At 68.2% G+C, this 18,446-nt stretch carries 15 protein-coding genes; 10 read left to right on the top strand and 5 right to left on the bottom strand.

The genetic code is table 11. The features are described from left to right. Window positions 1-8 precede the first annotated feature (8 nt). The 8 genes from ACLQ3B_RS07355 to ACLQ3B_RS07320 all read left to right on the top strand — a co-directional run bounded on the left by ACLQ3B_RS07355 (window position 9) and on the right by ACLQ3B_RS07320 (window position 8,856). The gene (locus ACLQ3B_RS07355; protein WP_425778539.1) at window positions 9-536 is read left to right on the top strand and encodes a hypothetical protein; all 528 of its coding nucleotides are present in this window, start codon (window positions 9-11) and stop codon (window positions 534-536) included. Between the two features lie 61 nt (window positions 537-597). After that, a complete protein-coding gene (locus tag ACLQ3B_RS07350; protein WP_425778537.1) occupies window positions 598-1,995 on the top strand; it encodes a pentapeptide repeat-containing protein in 1,398 nt (465 codons plus the stop codon). Window positions 1,996-2,041: 46 nt separating this feature from the next. Continuing rightward, window positions 2,042-3,085 carry an SAM-dependent methyltransferase gene (locus tag ACLQ3B_RS07345; RefSeq protein ID WP_425778535.1) on the top strand — a complete coding sequence of 348 codons (1,044 nt, stop codon included), beginning with the start codon at window positions 2,042-2,044 and terminating at the stop codon, window positions 3,083-3,085. Next, complete coding sequence (locus tag ACLQ3B_RS07340) at window positions 3,066-4,490, top strand: His/Gly/Thr/Pro-type tRNA ligase C-terminal domain-containing protein (protein WP_425778533.1); 1,425 nt, start codon at window positions 3,066-3,068, stop codon at window positions 4,488-4,490. The genes ACLQ3B_RS07345 and ACLQ3B_RS07340 overlap by 20 nt, the downstream gene beginning before the upstream one ends. Further along, window positions 4,487-5,623, top strand: a complete 1,137-nt coding sequence (locus ACLQ3B_RS07335) for a glycosyltransferase (RefSeq protein WP_425778531.1) — start codon at window positions 4,487-4,489, stop codon at window positions 5,621-5,623. Before ACLQ3B_RS07340 ends, ACLQ3B_RS07335 begins: the two co-directional genes overlap by 4 nt. After that, a complete protein-coding gene (locus ACLQ3B_RS07330) occupies window positions 5,616-6,551 on the top strand; it encodes an NAD(P)-dependent oxidoreductase (protein WP_425778529.1) in 936 nt (311 codons plus the stop codon). Before ACLQ3B_RS07335 ends, ACLQ3B_RS07330 begins: the two co-directional genes overlap by 8 nt. Before the next feature lie 14 nt (window positions 6,552-6,565). Beyond that, window positions 6,566-7,573 (top strand): GNAT family N-acetyltransferase, encoded by a 1,008-nt coding sequence (locus ACLQ3B_RS07325; RefSeq protein WP_425778527.1) that lies wholly within the window; start codon window positions 6,566-6,568, stop codon window positions 7,571-7,573. Further along, complete coding sequence (locus tag ACLQ3B_RS07320) at window positions 7,570-8,856, top strand: MFS transporter (protein ID WP_425778525.1); 1,287 nt, start codon at window positions 7,570-7,572, stop codon at window positions 8,854-8,856. Before ACLQ3B_RS07325 ends, ACLQ3B_RS07320 begins: the two co-directional genes overlap by 4 nt. A 422-nt stretch (window positions 8,857-9,278) precedes the next feature. Here the strand turns inward: ACLQ3B_RS07320 and ACLQ3B_RS07315 are convergent, their stop codons facing one another. The 5 genes from ACLQ3B_RS07315 to ACLQ3B_RS07295 all read right to left on the bottom strand — a co-directional run bounded on the left by ACLQ3B_RS07315 (window position 9,279) and on the right by ACLQ3B_RS07295 (window position 16,645). Beyond that, a complete protein-coding gene (locus tag ACLQ3B_RS07315; protein ID WP_425778524.1) occupies window positions 9,279-10,541 on the bottom strand; it encodes an ATP-binding protein in 1,263 nt (420 codons plus the stop codon). Window positions 10,542-10,925: 384 nt separating this feature from the next. Continuing rightward, on the bottom strand, window positions 10,926-12,227 hold the full coding sequence (locus ACLQ3B_RS07310; protein WP_425778522.1) for an alpha/beta hydrolase family protein: 1,302 nt from the start codon (window positions 12,225-12,227) through the stop codon (window positions 10,926-10,928). Window positions 12,228-12,959: 732 nt separating this feature from the next. Next, entirely contained in the window at window positions 12,960-13,631 is a 672-nt protein-coding gene (locus ACLQ3B_RS07305) for a nucleotidyl transferase AbiEii/AbiGii toxin family protein (protein WP_425778520.1), read from the bottom strand. A gap of 2 nt (window positions 13,632-13,633) precedes the next feature. After that, on the bottom strand, window positions 13,634-14,200 hold the full coding sequence (locus ACLQ3B_RS07300) for a hypothetical protein (RefSeq protein ID WP_425778519.1): 567 nt from the start codon (window positions 14,198-14,200) through the stop codon (window positions 13,634-13,636). Window positions 14,201-14,296: 96 nt separating this feature from the next. Continuing rightward, window positions 14,297-16,645, bottom strand: coding sequence for a TOTE conflict system archaeo-eukaryotic primase domain-containing protein (locus ACLQ3B_RS07295; protein WP_425778517.1), 2,349 nt, complete (start codon window positions 16,643-16,645; stop codon window positions 14,297-14,299). Window positions 16,646-16,706: 61 nt separating this feature from the next. Here ACLQ3B_RS07295 and ACLQ3B_RS07290 point away from each other — a divergent pair, with 61 nt between their 5' ends. Continuing rightward, a complete protein-coding gene (locus tag ACLQ3B_RS07290; protein WP_425778515.1) occupies window positions 16,707-17,018 on the top strand; it encodes a hypothetical protein in 312 nt (103 codons plus the stop codon). Between the two features lie 6 nt (window positions 17,019-17,024). Then, window positions 17,025-18,173 carry a hypothetical protein gene (locus tag ACLQ3B_RS07285; RefSeq protein ID WP_425778513.1) on the top strand — a complete coding sequence of 383 codons (1,149 nt, stop codon included), beginning with the start codon at window positions 17,025-17,027 and terminating at the stop codon, window positions 18,171-18,173. Window positions 18,174-18,446 lie beyond the last annotated feature (273 nt).

Here is an 18,446-nt window from a genome sequence, read left to right as displayed (position 1 = left end):
CGACTCTGGTGGAGTTCCTGACCTCCCGGGGCGTCACCGAGGTCGTCAGCCTGGACCTCTTCGATGAGCGTGCTGAGCTGCGGTTTGACATGAATGGGCCGGTTCCGGACGAGTATCACGGCCGGTTCGAATCGCTGATCGACATCGGCTCACTCGAGCACGTATTCGACACTCGCCAGTGCTTGGAGAACTCTCTGCGGATGCTCGACATCGGCGGGTGGTATTTCCTGCATGTTCCGGTCAACGGATACTTCGCACACGGTCTCCATGTCTTCAACCCGCAGGGAATTGTCGATGCCCTTCGGTTGAACGGTATGGAAGTTCACGACCTCGTCTATACCGATCATCGTGGCCGACGGGTACGGAATCCCGGTCGGCAGGGTCATCGACTGATGTGGCTGGCTGCGCAGAAAGTCAAATCGACGGAGCGATTCATCGTGCCGCAGCAAGGGTATTGGACCGACTTTTACCGTGCCGCCGGTCCGGCACAGCGTACGAAAATCCAGTCGGATTACTGGGCTGGGGTCGGCCGGTAGCCCCGCCGGCCGATCGTTTCAAGCGAAGGGAATGCACATGGCAAATTCGCAGCATGTTGAGATGCTCCGAAGCATCGCGCAGCACGTCGATCGAGCCGCCGCGCTTGAGGAGGTGTCGAGTCTGACCAAGCGGCTCCTCGCGGAGACCGGACGCGGGCTGCAACTTGCCGAAGCCGACCTGAGCAATCTGGACCTGACCGGAGTCGATCTGGAGGGGGCCGTGCTGAGCCGGGCCGTGCTGCACGGTGCCAAGCTGGTCGGGGCCAACCTCGAGCGATGCACGATGATCTGCCCGGGGCTGGAACGAACGGATCTGAGCAGGGCGCGCCTGCGAGGTGCGTACGTGCACGCGCTCGCCGCCCAGACGTCGAAGTTCGACGGCGCTGACCTGTCGCAGCTGCGCGACGCGACCGGTTCGCTGTTCCACGGCTGCTCGATGCGCGACGTCAACCTGTCCGGGGCGCACCTGGCCGGCGCAGCCTTCTACCAGTGCGATCTGACCGGTGCCGACCTGAGCGGCACGGCGTTGCAGGGAGCGGAGATCAACGAGTGCCTGCTGCGCGACGCCGTGTTCGGCCGCGCTCAGGTCAGCCAGCTGACCATCACCAAGTGTTCGATGACCGGTGCTGACCTGGCCGGCGTCACCGGCGAGGGCGCCGTTCTGCAGCGGCTCACCGACGCCGACAATCTCACCCTGACCAGCGCTTCCCTACCCGGCGTGCGGATCAGCGGCGTGCGGGCGAACAACTGGGCGGCGAGCGGCCTGCACGCTCCGCGCGCCGACGTGTCACAGGTATCGCTCACTCAACTCGACCTCAGTGGCGCCGACCTGAGCCAGGCGCGGTTTGTTGACTCCGCGTTGCCGGGCGCCGACCTCGGAGGTGCGATCCTGCACGCCGCCAGCATCCTGTCCAGCTCGTTGGCGAAGGCAAACCTCTCGAATGCCCAGGGCGAGACCCTGCATGTCGTCGAGTCGAGCCTCCGCGAGGCAGACCTGACGAAGTTCACCGGCCGCTGCATGACCATGCGCGACACCGACCTCAAGCAGGCACGCTTGTCTGGCGCCAACCTCTACCGGGCAATGCTGACCGGCGATCCGCCGCGCGGGATGTGCCTGGCGGGGGCCGACCTGAGCGGCGCGATTCTGGTGCAGGCGTATTTCGCCGCCGATCTTGCCGGTGCGAATCTGCGCGAGGCCAACGCCGCCTACAGCCGTTTCAGTCAGTCGGACCTGACCGGGTCCGATCTCTCCGGCGCCAACATGTACCAATCCACCTGGGTGAAGGTCACCTGCCGGGACGTGTCCCTCGCGGGCGTACAGGCACCGATCTTCATTGACCGCTGCCCTGGTCTCGTTGATTCCGCCAGGCAGAGCCAGGAGGACGGTGCCGAGAAGTTTGTCTCGTTCATCGAAGGACTCGAGCAGCTGCTGGCCGGCGAGCGCAAGGGCTCGACGTGAGCCGCCGCCTCCATCGTCCCCACCCTGCGTCAAGGAGAGTATGACCGTGGTCAACGAGCTCATCGAAAAGTTCAACACCGAGCCCCGGCAGGCCTGGGCTGGGTATCACCGTTCCGGGGTTGACGGGCTCATCAGTTCTTTCAACCTCTCGTACGCGCTGGTGGCGGCGCGCAGGGCGGGCATGCTCGGCAAGCTCGTCGACGGCGGACAGCGGCCGCTCGCCGAGCTCACCGCCGGCCTCGACGAACACCTGGCCGGCAACCTGCTCCGGTACCTGGACGTCATGGAGGTCGTCCGGATCAGCGGCGACACGGTAAGGCTGACCGACCAGGGCCTGGACATGGCCGCTCCTACCGCGCTGGCCCAGCTGGAGTTCTACATCGAGGCCTACGGCCCGGTCGTCTCCCAACTCACCGGCCTTGTCAAGGGCGAGAAGGTATATGGTCGGGACGTCGCCCGCAACGGTGCGGCCCTCGGTCGATCCTGCGCTGATCTGTTCAGCATCTACCATGATCCGATCGTGCTCGAGGTGCTCACGTCGCTCGATGTACGCAAGGTGCTGGACCTGGGCTGCGGCGCCGGGCAGTTCTTGCTCGACGCCTGCAAGGCCGATCCCACGCTCCTGGGGGTAGGCCTGGACATCGACGCGCCCTCGATCGGGATCGCCGAGGGCCTGGCGCGGGACGCCGGACTGGCAGATCGCCTCAAGTTCGTGGTGGCGGATGCGTTCCGGCCAGAGACCTGGCCGGCCGAGACCCGCGATGCCGACGCCATCTTCGGGGTCGGCGTGCTGCACGAACACTTCCGGGACGGTGAGGACGCGGTGCTCACCATCCTGAACAACCTCGCCGGGCAGATGCGCGCTGGCGCTGTGAAGAGCTTCGTCCTGGGTGAGCCAGAACTGCGCTACGACCAGCTCGAGAACGACTGCGACCTCTACCTGGTGCACATTTTCACGGCCCAGGGGTTCCCGCGGAAGCGTGAGTTGTGGCTGGAGCTGTTCGAGAAGTCGGATCTGTACTGCCGGCGGGTGTGGACGCGGCCAGGCGCGGGGCCGCGGTTCAACTTCTATGACCTGGCGCCGCGCTGAGATGGCCGAGGTCGCCTGGGTGCAGGTCCTCGACTCGTCCGGCCAGACTCGATGGACGGGTGACGAGGCGGGCCTCCCGGAGTTCCTGGCGCGGTTCTCTGCCGGGAACTCCGGGACGGCCCGCCTCGCTGGGACGGCGATGGGTTCCTGCACCCACAACGAGGTCACCGAACTGGCCGAGCAGTTGGGCTTCATCAGCCGGCGCGGGACGCCAAAGGGGTTCGTGACGACCTTGCCGCCGGGAAGTCTGATAGACGAGAGTGTGGCTCAGTTCAACCGGGGCCATATGGCCCGGCTGCGTGCCAACCGGGTCGACTTCCCGCTGGTGTTCGCGACCGACGATGCCGAGATGGGGGCGCTGGTCTCGGCGTACGAGCAGCAGGGCCGGATGTTCCGGTTCGACGAGCGGGACCCTTCGTTGCGGCTCAGCTATGCGGCGGATCCCAACCTGTTCGCGTGGCTGAGGCACACCCGGGCGGATCCGTCGCGACTCCCGTACACAATAATCAGCCCGCAGCCCATCTTCCGGCGATTCCAGAGCGGCGAGCTGAGCCTGGATCGGGCCCGGCAGTACCACGTGTCCGACGTGCATACTCTTTGCCCGGCTGACCGGGCAGCCGAGGTCTTCCGGGACATCGTCGGTCATGCCGCCAAGGCGATGGAGTTCTGGTTCGGCGACGACTATTGCCAGATCGTGGACGCCGTGACGGGGACCGAGTTCGATTGCGCCGAGACCTACGAAGCCCTGTCGAAGTCGGTGCCGGGGGTGACCATCGTACGGCACCTCGCCGCGCGGTCGCGCTATTACGCAATCAAGGGCGGGCTGTACGTCGACGCGGGCTTCGGCACCGTGATGTTGTTCAACTTCCAGTTGGACGACACAAACCCCGGTCGATTCGACATCCGGCTCGACGATGACGGCCCGATGGCGGTGATCCACTCGACGCTGGCGGCTGGCGTTCCGAAGTTGCTGCCGATCACGCTCGGCCGGGGGCTGGCCGGGGTGGGCCCGCGGGCACTTCCACCGGAGTTGGCGCGTCATCAGCTGGTTCTGGTTCCGGTGCGGGAGCACCATCGGAGCGGAGCCGACGAGTTGGCGGCCACGCTGCGCACGTCCGGCCTGCGCGTGACGGTGGACGCGCACCTGAACAGGTCCCTCGGCCATCGTCTCGCCGCCCTCCGCAGCGCCTGGCAGCCGCTGTTCGCAGTCGTCGGTGATCGTGAGCTTGCGGGCGAGCCGCTGACTCTGGACGGGCCGCAGGCCGACGATCGCCCGACCCTGAGCGGGTATCTGGCCGCAAATCGTGAGCGGCTGCAACGGTGCGCACCCACGGTGGAGTCCGACTGGACCGACCCGCCGTTTCACGCCTTGGCCAAGACCCGAAAGGACGGTTATAGCGGATGAGTCGGCGCGTTCCCCGCGTACTACTCGGCCTGCCGACATACCGCGAAGCGGAAACAATCGCGGCCGTCACCCGAAGCCTCGACCGTGCCGCGGCGGCCTGCGGCCGGTCGGCCGAGTTCACGCTCGTCAACCTCGACAACCGGTCGCCCGACGGAACTCGGGAAACGTTTCTGGCGACCGACACGCAGTTGCCGAAGGTCGGACTGCAGACCGCACCCGGTATCCGGGGCAAGGGCGCAAACCTGCGCCTGTTGTTCGAGTACGCTGCGGCCTGCTCGGCGGATGCTGCAATCACCATCGATGCAGATCTTGAGTTCATCGCTCCGGAATGGATCGATATTTTCCTGAGTGCGGTTCTCGACGACGGCGCCGGTATCGCTGTGCCGCTCTACGGTCGTACTTGGTACGACGCCAACCAGACCAACCAGCTCGTCGCACCCCTAGTGCTCGCGGTTACCGGGGAGCCGGTCCGGCAGCCGATCGGCGGAGACTACGCATTCAGCCTGGCCTACATGCGGCGGATCCTGCGGGACCAGTGGTTGCCAGGTGCGCAGGGCTTCGGCATCGATCCGTTCCTCGTCCTCTCCGGGCTGGCGGGCCAGGATCTCCACCAGGTGAGGCTCCCCGGCGGCAAGTTCCACTCGTGGCGCAGCGACACGCCCGAACAGATCGAGGACGAGTTCCCGGTCAAGTTCCATACCTCGAACGACACCCTGTTCACCCTGCTCGCCAAATGGGCGCAGGCTGACGCCGAGCTACCGCCCTTTCCGGCCACCCCCGAGATTGACCGCAGCCTCGAGAAGCCTTACGACCTCGGGCTGATGCGGGCGGCGGGTGAACTCGGCTTCCGCCGGGAGGCCGCGAGTCCGGAGTATTCCGCGCTCCTCGGCGGCCCCGTAGCCGAGCCGCCCGAGGTGGACGAGGACACCTGGGCCCGAATCATCGTCGCGGTGCTGGACCGGGCTCGCGGCAATGGGCTGACCCACCAGCTACTGGAGGCCTTTCGCTCGCTCTTCTTCAGCCGCGTGGCCACCGTTCAGGCAAGCTTGCGGGGCCTGACTCAGGCGCAAATCGACGAGCACGTGTACGCCGTGGCCCGGGCGATCAGGCAGCGGCTGGCCGCCGATGTCTGAGTCCGCCGCGGACGCACCCCTGCACGTCCTCGTTCCGCGCGCCGGCTTCCCACACGTCCCAGCGATGCTGGCTGAGGCGCTGCCGGAGGTAGTGGTCACCCGCTGCGCGGTAACGGAACTGGCCGATGCCGTGCAGAGCGCCGACGTCCTGGTACCGCTGCTGGCACCGGTGACCCGTGCGATCCTCGCCAACGGCCGCCGGCTGCGGCTCGTTCAGCAGTGGGGTTCCGGCCTGGACCGGGTCGACCTCGAGGCGGCCCACGAGCTCGGCGTGCCGGTCAAAGCCGCCGACCCGGCTGTCACGGGTGGCGCCGCTGCGGTCGCCGAGTGGTGCGTCATGGCAGCGATCGCGCTGGGGCGGCACGTGCCTGCCGTGCAGGCCGCGTTCCCGGGCGGCAGCGCTTGGGGGTCACCACTCGGCCGGACGCTGCGCGGCGGCGTGGCCCTCGTGATCGGAATGGGTGCCGTCGGCCGGGCGCTCGTTCCCCTGTTGCAGGCGCTCGGCGCCACCGTGACGACGGTGAGCGCGAGTTACCGCGGCGAGCTCGCCGGTGTCGCCGGCGTCGGGTACGACAACTTGGTGCCGGCGCTCGGTCGGGCCGACTGGATCTTCGTCTGCCTTCGCCGCCCGATGCAGGTGCCCGTCCTCGGCGCGCATGAACTAAGTTCGATGAGGTTGGGTGCGTTTCTGATCAATGCCTCGCGTGGGCATCTCGTGGATGAGGACGCCGTGAATCGCCTGCTGCGGGAAGGCCACCTCGGCGGGGCCGCACTCGACGTGTTCCGGCACGAACCAATGACCGGAGCCGAGTCGATTCTCACCGCACCGAATCTGTTGGCCACCCCGCACGTGGCTGGCGTGGTGGAGAGCGTCGAGAGACGGGTGGCGGCGCAGGTGCAACTGAACGTCAGAAGGGCACGATTATGACATCCTGTGGCACGGTGGTAGCGGCGCAGCTCTACTCGTCCTACCGAGACTTGCCACCGGCCTGGGACACCCTGGCTGGCGACGACTTCTACTCGACCCGCTCCTGGCTACGGCACCTTGCGCAACTCGCTCTGGCCGAGGAACGGCATCTGATGTCGTCGGACGGGCGCCTAGGCGCTGCCGGCTACTGGCTCCCGGCGCCGACCGGCGAGACACGGTTCCTGCGCCCGGACAGCCTCCTGCCCGGCCATCCGACCGACGACGTGATGCCGGTCCTGCTGATCGGTGGTTGGCGCGTTTACGGCAGCCAACTGGTCGGCGACCACGCCGCGGTCGACGACTTCTTGGCCGGCGTGACCGAGCGCGGCATGGATCTCGGCGCCAGGTCGATCTTCATGCCCTATGTCGCCTTGGACGCGTCGTTCGCTGACTCCTTGTCGCGGCAGGGATGGACGGCGCATCCCGCCGAGCCCACCGCAGTGCTGGACGTCGACTTCGCAGATTTCGCCGGCTACCTCGCCGCTCGGTCCAAGAAGCGCCGAAGCCAGATCCGGCAGGAACTGGCCGCAGTTGAGCAGGCCCGCGTTGTCCTGGAGTTTGCCCCGCTGACCCACGACCGTGTTCGCGGGCTCGCCGAGCACGACGCCCGGGCCGCTCAGGCGCACGGCATGATCAAATCGATAGATCTCGCAGAGCGGTCCCTGGCCGGCCTTGCCAATCTCGACGACGGCCGCTCATTCATCGGCACTGCGACGGCAGACGATCGACTGGTGGCCTTCGTGGTCGTCGTCGTCCATCGCAATCAGGTCTACGTTCGACAGTTCGTGCAGGTGACGGAGCTTCCCGGCGTACCGGTCTACTTCTCGCTGACCTACTACGCGGTCATCGAGCTCGCGCTACGCGAACGTGCGACCATCATCCACTTCGGGCTCAAGGCCGAGGAGCCCAAAGTCCTCCGCGGATGCCGACTCGTCGAGCAGCAGTCTTTCATCAAGCTGCTGGGAGAGCGGCGAACGGAGTGACCGCGACCGAGCGGGAGTCGGCTGATTCGCCGGGCGGGTCCGACGCCTCGCACAGGCGACCACTGGTTCTGGAGAACGCGCCATTTCGCCGGTTGTTGACCGCGCAGTCCCTGTCACTGGTCGGCGATCAAATCGCAACCATCGCCCTGACGTTCCTGATTCTGCGACAGGGTTCTGACGGCGCCTTCAAGCTCAGCATGATCCTTGCTGCCAAGGTCGTCGCACTCTCGGTCTCCTCGATCTTCGCCGGCGTGCTGGCCGATCGCTGGTCGCGCCGCAAAGTGATGATGCTGGCCGATGCTGTCTCCATCGTCGCGCAGGGTGCGACCGCCCTTCTGGTGTTGACCGGCCAGATCGACATCATCGCCATTTGCGTTCTGCAGGCGCTGTGCGGTTTGGCAGTCGGGTCCTTTCGGCCATCGTCGGTCGGTATCGTCCCGGTCATCGTGCCCCAAGACCGGCTACTAAGGGCCAACTCCCTCATCTCGGCCAGCGGCAACGCGGCGAACGTCCTCGGCCCGGTCGTCGGCGGCGCGGTACTCGGCGCCTTCGGCACCACCGCCGCGTTGATCATCGACGTGGCGACCTTCGTGGTAAGCCTGACGCTGATCGCCCGCCTGCCCGACGTGCAGACGCCGCTGCGAGTGGCCGAGCGTGCCCGCGACTCGCTGCGCAACGGCTGGACCGAGGTGATTCGACGGCCGTGGCTGCGGTGGATGCTGATCTACTTCTCATGCTTCCAGTTCGCCGTGCTCAGCACGCAGATGGTCGCCGGGCCCATTCGGATGCAGGAGAGCTTCCACGGCGCCACATCCTGGTCGTACGTGGTCGCCGCCCTCGGCATCGGCACCGTGCTGGGAAGCATGCTCGCTCCACAACTGCGACCACGGCGGCCGTTGGTCGTCACGCTCGTCTCGGTCCTCAGCTTCTGCCTCTCGCACGCACTGCTCGCCGTTGCCGGCTCGATCGTGGTGATCGCCGCCGGATTCGCGATCGCCGGGGTGGGGCTCGGGATCGCGTCGGTGCTGTGGGCGACCACACTGCAGACGCAAGTGCCCAACGACATGCTCTCCCGGGTTTCGTCCTACGACTGGCTGACCTCGACTGCCCTACGGCCTGTCGGCCTGGCGATCACGGGTCTGGTGGTCGCCCGTTGGGAGCCTCGTGCACCGCTGCTGATCGCGGTCGCACTCCTGCTTGTGGTAACAGGGGCCGTTCTGCTGAGCAGCTCCGTTCGGGACGTGGGTCGGGCTCGTGAGGTGCCGGCGTTGGACCACGCCTGAAGCGCTCGATCGCCGGCAACGGTGGCGTCACCCTCTTCAGCGACGTCAACCTGGTTGAACCGGTGCCAACGCGTGTCACCCCGGCCGACCCCCGGTCGCAGAGCGGGGTTCGTTGCTCCGGGTGTGGTCCTGGGCTGGGCGAACGGCGGTCCGGGGAACGTGGGCCACTCCCTGCCACCCCAGGTGAACCCCCAGGTCGCGAGACTGGTCCCTCGCGCCCCCGTAGCTCAGGGGATAGAGCATCGGTTTCCTAACCCGACGCTCCGTTTGTGGCCGCAGGCCGATGACCTGCGGCCCTCTGTTTTCTGCCGGTGGGCGCCGGTCGCTGCGCGGCCTTGCTGCGATCGCTTGCCGAAGATGAGCACACCGCCCCTTCGGCCCTCGGCGACCCTGACCGGCTGGGTAGCGACCTGCGGGCGAGGTTAGTCTGCCGTTGGGGCGGGAGCCTGCCACAGGGTGCTGACTGGCATGGCGCGGAGTCTGTCGCCGAACGGCAGCGTGGAGGTTCCGGTATAGAGGACGATGCCGGCGACGAAGTCATTGCCGAGGCGCTCGGCGAGCCGGCGTAGCCCGCGGAAGTCGTCGGGTCCGACACTGGTGGCTGCTTTGACTTCGATCCCGACCACCTGACCAGCTCGGTTCTCGAGCACCGCGTCGACTTCGTACCTGCTCTGGTCGCGGTAGTGGGACAGGTCGACGAACTGCTCGGACCAGGTGAGCTGCCGGGAAAGCTCGGACAGGACGAATGATTCGAGCAGCGGGCCGAACGGTGCGCCCGGTCGGAGTAGTGCCCGGGCGTCGGTCGCGATCTCGTTGGCGGCGATGCCGGAGTCGACGAAGATCAGTTTCGACGCGGCGGTGGCGCGGGTGCCCAGGTTGCGGGACCAGCCCGGGATCCGTTTGATCAGGAAGATCTCTTCCAGGGCCTGGAGGTAGCGGGCGATCGTCGGCCGGCTCAAGCCGAGCGCGGATTCGAGAGAATTTGCGGCGATGATGGTCGCGGACCTGGCTGCAAGCAGGCGTACCAGTTTGCGTAGCTCGCCCTTGTGCTGGATGTCGGACAGTTGCCGGACATCGCGGTCGATGAGCGCCTGGACGTAGGCGTCGAGGAATCGTTGGCGGCGGTGCGGGTCGGTGCGGGTCGTGGCCTCGGGCAGGCCGCCGCGCATGATCCGCGCCGCGTAGTCGGCGCGGGTCACCTCCGACTCGTGGCGCAGGTCCGGGCCGAGCGCGAAGATGGCGTCGACGAATCCGTCCGGCTGCCCGTCGAGTTCGCCTTGGGAGAACGGCCAGAGCTCGACGGTCTCCATCCGACCGGGCAACGCGTCCGGGGCAGCTACCATGCCGAAGAGGCGAGACGAGCCGGTGAGCAGGTACCGGCCCGGACGGGGATCCTCGTCGACCGTGGCCTTGATGGCCAACAGGAGTTCCGGGGCGCGCTGGATCTCGTCGATGACCAGGAGTTCGGAGGAGTCCACGAACCCGACCGGGTCGGCGATCGCCGCCGCCCGGTCCTGAGCCCGATCGAGATCGCGGCGCTCGGCTAGACGATCGCCGGCAACGAGGCGGACCAGGGTGCTCTTGCCTGCCTGGCGTGCTCCGCTGATCAAGACGACGCGGGTGTCCGCCAAGGCGGCATTGACCTGTGCGGCGGCGCGGCGGGGGATTAGGTGCGGTGTGGGCACCGCCTCATCATAACGGCCGCGCTTTCGATCTGCGGGGGACCTGGCTTACGATTTGCGGGCCACGGCGCGTTCGGTACGCGGTAGTTTGATGTTCGATCTGCGGGCACCAAGGGGGCGGGGCGGTTAGTGGAAGGGGTCCACGGCTACGTCGCGTTGCGGCGAGTTCGGAAAAGGCTTCTCGGGCAAGCACCTCGGCCCGTTGGTCGGTCATAGAACTGGTCATATTGTCATAGCTAGTGTCAGGTAGCAGGCCAGCCCTGCTCCGCTTGGCCGGCAGACCTGATCGCCCGTGTGCGGCGGGCTGAGGCCGACGACCCGCACGGGATGCGGTGGCGGCGCGACAAGCGCTCGGGCAACGCGGCGTAGCGGTGGACCCCCCACCCGTCAGATGAAGAGCTGCCGAAGCCTGGCCTCGATGAGCGGGAGTCCGTCGACCGGCACGTCGTAGTGGCCAGCCCCTTCGAGCACGCCGAGGTTGATGTCGTTGCCGTTGATCAGCATCTTGTTGACGGTGGCGTAGGTGACCGCGGCCGGGCTGGTGATGTCGTCGGTGCCGTACAGCCACAGGATCGATCCGGGCAGCGTCGAGTTTTCCAGCCGTCCCTGATTCTCGGCGTAGAACCGCTGGTTCTCGGGCAGCGCGTTGGGCGCGCCGCCGCGTACACCTGGGTAGGTGTCCAGACGGTGCGCCGGGTCGTCGCGCAGGTAGTCCAGGATGTCCTGTCGGACCAGCCGGTTCAGGTCGGTCAAGCAGGCCCGCGAGTTGTCCCGGTAGATGCGCAGCATGTTCGGCCCGTACACCTGTCCGGGGTCGACGTCGTAGCCGGCGAGCCGTTGCGTGCGGGTGAAGTAGATCGTCTCCGCGTTGGCGAACACCAACTGGTCGATCTGGTGCTCGGTCGGCTCCCGGCCGGACCCGGAGGCGGCGCGGATCTCGCGCCACAGGACCTGGTTCATGGCTGGCACGTCCGGCACCGGGGCGAGGGTGATCGTGCCCCGGTAGTCCAGGGCCGGGTCGACCTGGCTGGCCTCCTCGACGTAGGAGGCCGCGGCCAGTGCCGCGAAGCCGCCCTCCGACCACCCAGCCGGCACCCACTGTCCGGACAGGCGGGCGCCGAGGTACCGCTGCGCCGCCACCGCCGCGTAGATCATCGACTGGCCCTCGCTGGACAGGTGGTAGTAGCCGTGCCCCTCGACAACGCCCCGGTCGGGGTAGCCGAGCCCCTCGTAGTCGGGCGCGACGATGGCGATCCCCATCCCGAGGACGGCGGCGAACAGGGCGGCGTTCGGACCGTCCGCCCAGACGCCGCGCTGCTCCAACTGGACGCTGGGCGCGCACTCCGGCGCCCAGCCGACCGTGCCGTGCCCCCACACCAGCAGCGGCCACCCGCCCGGTGGCGGCGCTCCGGTCGGCACGAACAGCATTGCGGTCGCGTCAACCTGCCCGCCGCGGATCCCCGGCATCCGGTATCCGATCAGCTCTCCGTCGGCCACCGCCGATATCTCCGGCGGCACGTTGTGCAGGGCGGTGGGGGTTCCGATCAGGTCACCAGCGCGCGGCAGACCGTTGCCGCCGGGTCCGTCGGCCGCCCAGGCGGGTGCGGCGAGGCAAGCCGCGAGCAGCACAACCAAAAGCAGCGGTACGGCGAATGCGGACCGGCGCGACGCCTGGCCGGCCCGGGTCACCGGCTCACCGTGGCGACCTCGGAGGGGCCCCGAGCCCGCTGCCATCCTCGGCTAGCGCCCGGACCTGGAAGTACGGCCAGGGCACGTCGGTCGTGACCGTCGTCTCGAACCCGGCTCCCGCGGCGTCCACCACGGCCCGCGACACCCCGGCATGTCGCCTGGGTAGGACATCCAGCACCGGTGACATCCGCCATCGCTTCCTCTACCTCCGTATTGAGGCGACCCACGGAACCGGTCAAGGGACGCTTCAAGGTCGGCTGGCTCTGCGACTGAGCGTATGGCGCTGGCGGCAGGTGACTCCGGCAAATCGACCATGTACGGTTCGGGGCCCCGCGGCGGCGCACATTAGTACGGCTACCGGGCCCGAGCCTCAGCCTGGCCATGATCACCAGCTACGACAGCACGCCCGCCGGGTGGCTCTCACCGGTATACGGCGCCTGGGCGGTGTACTCGCTCGCTTCCGACCGGGTCCCCGCGTTGTGGGCACGCCTGGCTGACGGCCCTGACGGTTCTGCTACTCGCCGCCGTCGCGCGGCAGCGGCGAGTCTCGCTGCTGGCCGGCGGACTCGCCGTCGTCGACCTCATCGCCGACCAACTCGATCAGCACCCCCTCGCGCCGATGTGGCGAGCCTGCCCGGCATGGGTCTGTCGCCTGGCCTGACCGAATACGACTGTTCCGGTCGCTTCGCGGCCCTGCGGTGATCGCTTGCCGAAGGTCAGCCGGAGCGCTAGCTAGCCGACGGAGCCGTCGGGTCGAGCGGATTCCTCCTCGCTGAGCAGATCACGGCGCCATTCGGCGAATCGGTTGCGGAGATCGTCCAGCGCTGGGCCGGCGATGCCGTACTGGGCGAAGTCGTCAGGATCGAGCAGGGCGGCCTGTCCGAGAGCGTCGGCGAAGACGCGCCGGTCGAAGCCACGGTCGGCGCGCTGCCCGAGGGCGACGAGGGCGTCGCGGGTGTAGCGGCCGGATCGGAGTGTGGCGTCGATGTCGATGAAGTCCCGGGCGAACGCTCGCCCGTAGAGGGCGCTCATCTTGTTCGCGACCGCGTCGTCGGGGTGCAGTACCGGTCCGATCGCCATGAGGATCGGTTCGTTGGCACGCCAGTCCACGCCGAGCTCGACCTTGGAAGCCCGCACACCGTCGGTGACGGCCAGCCGGGCGAAGGTGTCGTACTGCCGCTCGGTCTCGACGGTCAGGCCGTCGCCGCGGTAGGCGTGCACGACGGCGACGACCGCGGCGGTGAACTCGTCGCGGCGGTCCCAGGCGGTGAACAGGTCCACGTCCTCGCTGGGCCGCTCGACAAGCCCGGCGGCCTGAACCGCGTAACCGCCGGCCAGCGCGAAGCCGTAGCGATCGGCCGCCGCGAGCCCGGTGCGGGCGAGGCGTTCGTGGAAGGGGTCCACCGCTACGCCGCGTCGCTGCGGGTGGCGGCGAGTTCGGGGAAGGCTTCCTCCCAGCGCTGGCGGAGCCGGGGTGGCAGCCAGAGGGTGGGCCAGAGCCGCCGGAGGAGGCCGGCATCGAGCCAGGCGTGCAGATCCTCGACCGTGCTGGCTTCGGTGAGCACTACCTTGTACATGCTGGCCAGGCGTGCGGGCCGGTTCAGGTCGTACTCGGCGTGCCCGGACCAGTCGAGGTGACGCGGAAGCGTCACCATGCCCTTGGTGGGGCCGTGCAGCGCGGCGAGGGTTTCGGCGATCACATAAGGCTTCCGGTCGCCGTAGGGCTGGTAGTCCGCTGGTGGCTGGGGTGATGTCCTGCGCCGGTTGATGTTTGTCGCCCGCCGGACTTCCGGTCGGAGTGCCTGACGGATCGTTTCCCGGCTGTATCCGGTGACCCGCTGCAGATCCACCGGCCGCCACCCGGCCGCGTGGAACGCCCGCAGCTGCTCGTCCCGCTCGGTCAACGCGGCGGCCCGCGTCGCCTCGTACCGGGAGACAACCGCCTGCAGCTCATCCTCGGAGAACCGGCTCATGTTCGTCAGCCTACCACGCTAGGCCAAGCGCGCTTGGCTTTCGGTCATTTCCGGGTAACCGGCGGGACCAGCCATGGTGATCGCGATCGGATGCGCTCATGTTCTGGTGAAGCCGAGTGTCCGGTATCCGGGCATGCGGCGTGGGAGTGAGGCGGCGAGGATGGGGGTGGCTGGGTCGTGGTAGTCGTGGACCTCGGCGACGTCCTTGCCGGGTGCGGCGCGGATGACGCGGCCGGCGCATTGGACGAGTAGGCCGTCGTAGGAGATCGGGCCGGCGAGGAAGAGGGTGTCGAGGGCTGGGGCGTCGAAGCCTTCACCGATGAACGGTGTGGTGCCGATGACGAGCAGGCCGTCGCCGGTCTTGGCGCCGTCGAGCCGGTCAACGATGGTCCGCCGTTCGCTGGTGCTCATCGCGCCTTGGAGCACGAGCGCCTGGTGTCCGCGTGCGGCGAGCAGAGCGGTGAGTGCTTCGACCTGGGCGACCCGTCGGGTCAGGACGAGACAGTTGCGGTCGCGTGTCAGGGCTACGGCGACATCGTCGGTGATCTGGGTGTTGCGGGGCTCGTCGAGGGCGAGTCTTCGGTGTACCTCGGCGAGCGCGCCGGGGGCGTCAAGGTCGACGTCGCCGGGCTGGAAGATGGTCTCGTGGATGAACAGCGCTCGACGGGGTCCGGCGTCGGTGTACATCGCTGCCGCGAGAGTGCCTTGTTCCTCGTCGGTCAGGGTGTGCCGGACGGGTCCGAGTTGCCAGGTGACGAGTTGGCCGAGGCCGTCGCGTCGGGTGGGGGTGGCGGTGAGACCGAGCCAGAACTGCGCGGCGATCCGTTTGACCGAGTGTTCGTACGCGGCGGCGCCGAGGTGGTGGCATTCGTCGACGATGACGTGCCCGTACCCCTGAGTCAGGGCGGCGACGTCGTCGCGCCGCGCCAGGGAGGGCAGCAGCGCGATGTCCACCGTGCCCGTGAGCTTGCGTCGGCCGCCACCGAGTTGCCCCGGCCTCAATCCGAGGAACTGTTGGATCCGGGTGCGCCACTGGTCAGCGAGGGCTTTGCGGTCGACGAGGACGAGGGTGGAGGTGTTGCGTTCGGCGATCACGGCGCAGGCCATGACGGTCTTGCCGGAGCCCGGTGGGGCGACCAGGATCCCGTCGTCGTGGGCGAGAAGTGCGCCGACCGCGTTGGCCTGCCTGCTGGTGAGTTCGGCGGTGAACGCGGCGTCGATCTCGGTCCCGGGGTTTCGTGCGTCCGTGACGGCCAGCCGGGATCCGGCGCGCTCGACGATCGTGGCGATGGTGTGCCGCAGGCCCCGCGGGAGGACCAAGCGGTCATCGAGGGTGAGGTCGTAGCCCTGGATGAAGCGTGGGGTGTCCCAGGTGGACTTGTGGAGTCGCTGCAGCTCGTAGAACTTCGGGTTGGCCATGGCGGCGGCGTGCTTGAACGTCGCCAGCGCGGCGGGGGTGAGTTGTCTGGCGTCGATGCTCAGCCCGGCGCCTACCTCCGCGTGGACCACCGGAGGGAGCGGAGGGTGGACCTGGGTCGCGGCGGACCGGCTCATCGTGGCGACGTCGGCACCGGTGGCGGCTTGCTTGGCCTGCCGGGCGACGTGTTCGGCGTCGCCGGGGCTGAGCCGGTCCAGCGTCGACAGGAACGCCCACTGGTCGGCGTACGGCTCGAGGGTGCCGAGGTCGAGGAAGGTGGTGAGTCCGTCCTTGCGGCGGCGGCCCTGCAGGGGTGCGGCGATGAGGTCGCCGAAGCCACCCTCGGGCAGCACGTCCTGGTTGGGGAACAGCCGGTCGTACGACCGCAGATCCATCGACCCGCGTAGCACCATCGCCTCACGGAGAAGGACGGTGCCGAGGGACCGCGCGGTGGCCGCGGGAACAGCGCCGGTGAAGAAGACCCACACGTGGGCTCCGCGGCCCGACTGGGAGATCTCCAACGCGGCCGGCACCGCGCTGGCTCGCGCCGCTTTCACGTAGGCGAGGGCGTCGAGCATCGCCGTCGGCCCGTCGAAGTCGGCCACGACGAAATGGCAGGTGTTGCCGGGCATCAGCGGGTACAGGCCCATGAACACGTCGCCGACCAGATGCGCCGCGACGACCTCCGTCGTCCGGTGCAGGTAGGCGGCACCCCGCCGGTCCATACCCTTACGCCAACCGCCCGCGACCGCGGGCATCCAACCGGCGGCACCGGTACGGATGTTGTCCCACCGCACGGCGTACACGTCGGCCCGTGCCCGGAACCGGTCGACGAACATCGCCAGCTTGTCCCGAGTCGGCGAAGCCATGGTGACCAGCCCCGGCGGCTCAACCGGCGCGGACAACTGCTCCGGCGCCGCAGACGTGTCCTGGCCGCGCAGCTCCAGCAGACGCGCCAGCCGGGCGTTCTCCGCCCGTAACCGCTCCACCTCCCGCCGAAGATCGACGAACTCGGCTACCGAACCCATGCCGACCATCCTCGCGCATCGGGCTTAAAACCCCCCGACACCGGTCCGCTATCCTCCGCCGATGGCATCGAAGGGAACCGCCGCGCTGGAGGCGATGATCGAGGAAGCCACCGTCGACACGGACGCTCACGAGGACCAGCTTGCCGGCCTGTTCACCATGCTCGAGGAGCATCTGGCGGTGCCGTTCATCACCACCGTCCTCGGCGTCGAGGTCACCGTAGGCAAGATCGAGCTGGTAGCGGACAGCATCGTCGCGGTCTGCGCCCGAGGCCGCCACCGGCAACGGATCGGCCTTCTCGACCTGCCGCTACCCACCCCCGCGCCGGACGGCGCCGCGTGGATCGACGCCTACCGGCACTGGGCCGGAAGGTAGGCCAGGATGAGCGAGTACCAGTACTACGAGTTCACCGCCGTCGACCGGCCCCTCACCGGCCGGGAGCGGGCCGAGCTGCGGTCGCTGTCGACCCGGGCCGACATCACCGCGACCAGCTTCGTGAACACCTACGAGTGGGGCAACTTCAAGGGCGACCCGCGCACGCTGATGAAGCGGTACTTCGACGCCCACCTGTACCTGGCCAACTGGGGAACCCACCAGCTCATGCTGCGGCTACCGAAACACCTGCTCGACCCCGCAACCGTCGCCCATTACTGCCAGGGCGACAGCGCGTCCGTGTGGACCGCCGGCGAGCACATCATCATCGACCTCCACGACGACGAGGACGGCACCGACGAGTGGGACCTCGACGGCCACGGTCTGCTCACCTCGATCATCCCGGTCCGGGCCCGCCTCGCCGCCGGGGACCTGCGCCTGCTCTACCTGGCCTGGCTGCGCTGCGTACAGTCCGAGGAGATCGCCGACGACGAGCCCGAACCGCCCGTCCCCGCCGGACTGGGCACCCTCGACGCGCCCCTCACCGCTGTCGCCGAGTTCCTACGCATCGACTCTGATCTGATCGCGGTTGCGGCGGCCGGGTCAGCGCCAGCCGCCGCCGGTGAACCGACCGCTGCGCAACTACGCACCTGGGTCGTCGGGCTGCCCGCTCGGGACAAGGACGCCATCCTGACCGACCTGATCACCGGCGGCGACAACCACCTACGCAGCCGACTGTTGCGCCGCTACCGCGACGCACACCCCACCGACGCGGCCACCCCGACGGCCGCCCGCACCGCCGGTCAACTACTCGCCACCGCCGCTGACCTACTCGACGAACGGGAACGACGGGACGCCGAGCAGCGCGAACGCGACCGGGTCCGCCGGGAACGGTCCGCAGCAGCCGCCCGGCAACGGCACCTCGACACCCTCGCAGTCGACCAACCCGCCGCCTGGCAGCGAGTCGACCAACTCATCGCCACGAAGAAACCCCGCGAATACGACACCGCCGTTCAACTCCTCGTCGACCTGCGCGAACTCAGCGAACGCGACGGGGACAGTTCGTCGTTCCAGCACCGGCTGGCCGAGCTACGGGCGGCGCACGCCCGCAAGCCCAGTCTGCTCGAACGCCTCAACCTCGCAGGCCTCGAAACCTGACGGCATTCGCCGCCCGGTGACCATCCTGAGGCGCGCGCAAGATCGTGGGTAGCTCGGCTTTCCGGCGCGACGCCCGTGACAGCGGCGGCCTGGGCTCCGGATGTCCGTTGGGACCCGCAACCATATATCGAACGGCGTCGTTTGCCGTGTGGACCCGGAGGGTCGGGTGACTGTCTGGGTGTGTGCTGCCGATGTCATGGCCAGCTAGGAGTAGGACGCCCCGGCCCTCGCTGATGACCGCTGTATCAGCACTGGATGGAGACTTGCGACCGA

The organism is Micromonospora sp. DT53 (assembly GCF_049841535.1).
GTDB lineage: Bacteria > Actinomycetota > Actinomycetes > Mycobacteriales > Micromonosporaceae > Micromonospora.
This window is presented reverse-complemented; position numbering and strand designations above follow the sequence as displayed.

Bases quoted from the DNA above. Each gene is read 5' to 3' on its own strand.
- ACLQ3B_RS07350 (WP_425778537.1), top strand. From the start codon at position 598: ATGCTCCGAAGCATCGCGCAGCACGTCGATCGAGCCGCCGCGCTTGAG.
- ACLQ3B_RS07340 (WP_425778533.1), top strand. From the start codon at position 3,066: ATGACCTGGCGCCGCGCTGAGATGGCCGAGGTCGCCTGGGTGCAGGTC.
- ACLQ3B_RS07335 (WP_425778531.1), top strand. From the start codon at position 4,487: ATGAGTCGGCGCGTTCCCCGCGTACTACTCGGCCTGCCGACATACCGC.
- ACLQ3B_RS07330 (WP_425778529.1), top strand. From the start codon at position 5,616: ATGTCTGAGTCCGCCGCGGACGCACCCCTGCACGTCCTCGTTCCGCGC.
- ACLQ3B_RS07300 (WP_425778519.1), bottom strand. From the start codon at position 14,200: ATGAGCCGGTTCTCCGAGGATGAGCTGCAGGCGGTTGTCTCCCGGTAC.
- ACLQ3B_RS07295 (WP_425778517.1), bottom strand. From the start codon at position 16,645: ATGGGTTCGGTAGCCGAGTTCGTCGATCTTCGGCGGGAGGTGGAGCGG.
- ACLQ3B_RS07290 (WP_425778515.1), top strand. From the start codon at position 16,707: ATGGCATCGAAGGGAACCGCCGCGCTGGAGGCGATGATCGAGGAAGCC.
- ACLQ3B_RS07285 (WP_425778513.1), top strand. From the start codon at position 17,025: ATGAGCGAGTACCAGTACTACGAGTTCACCGCCGTCGACCGGCCCCTC.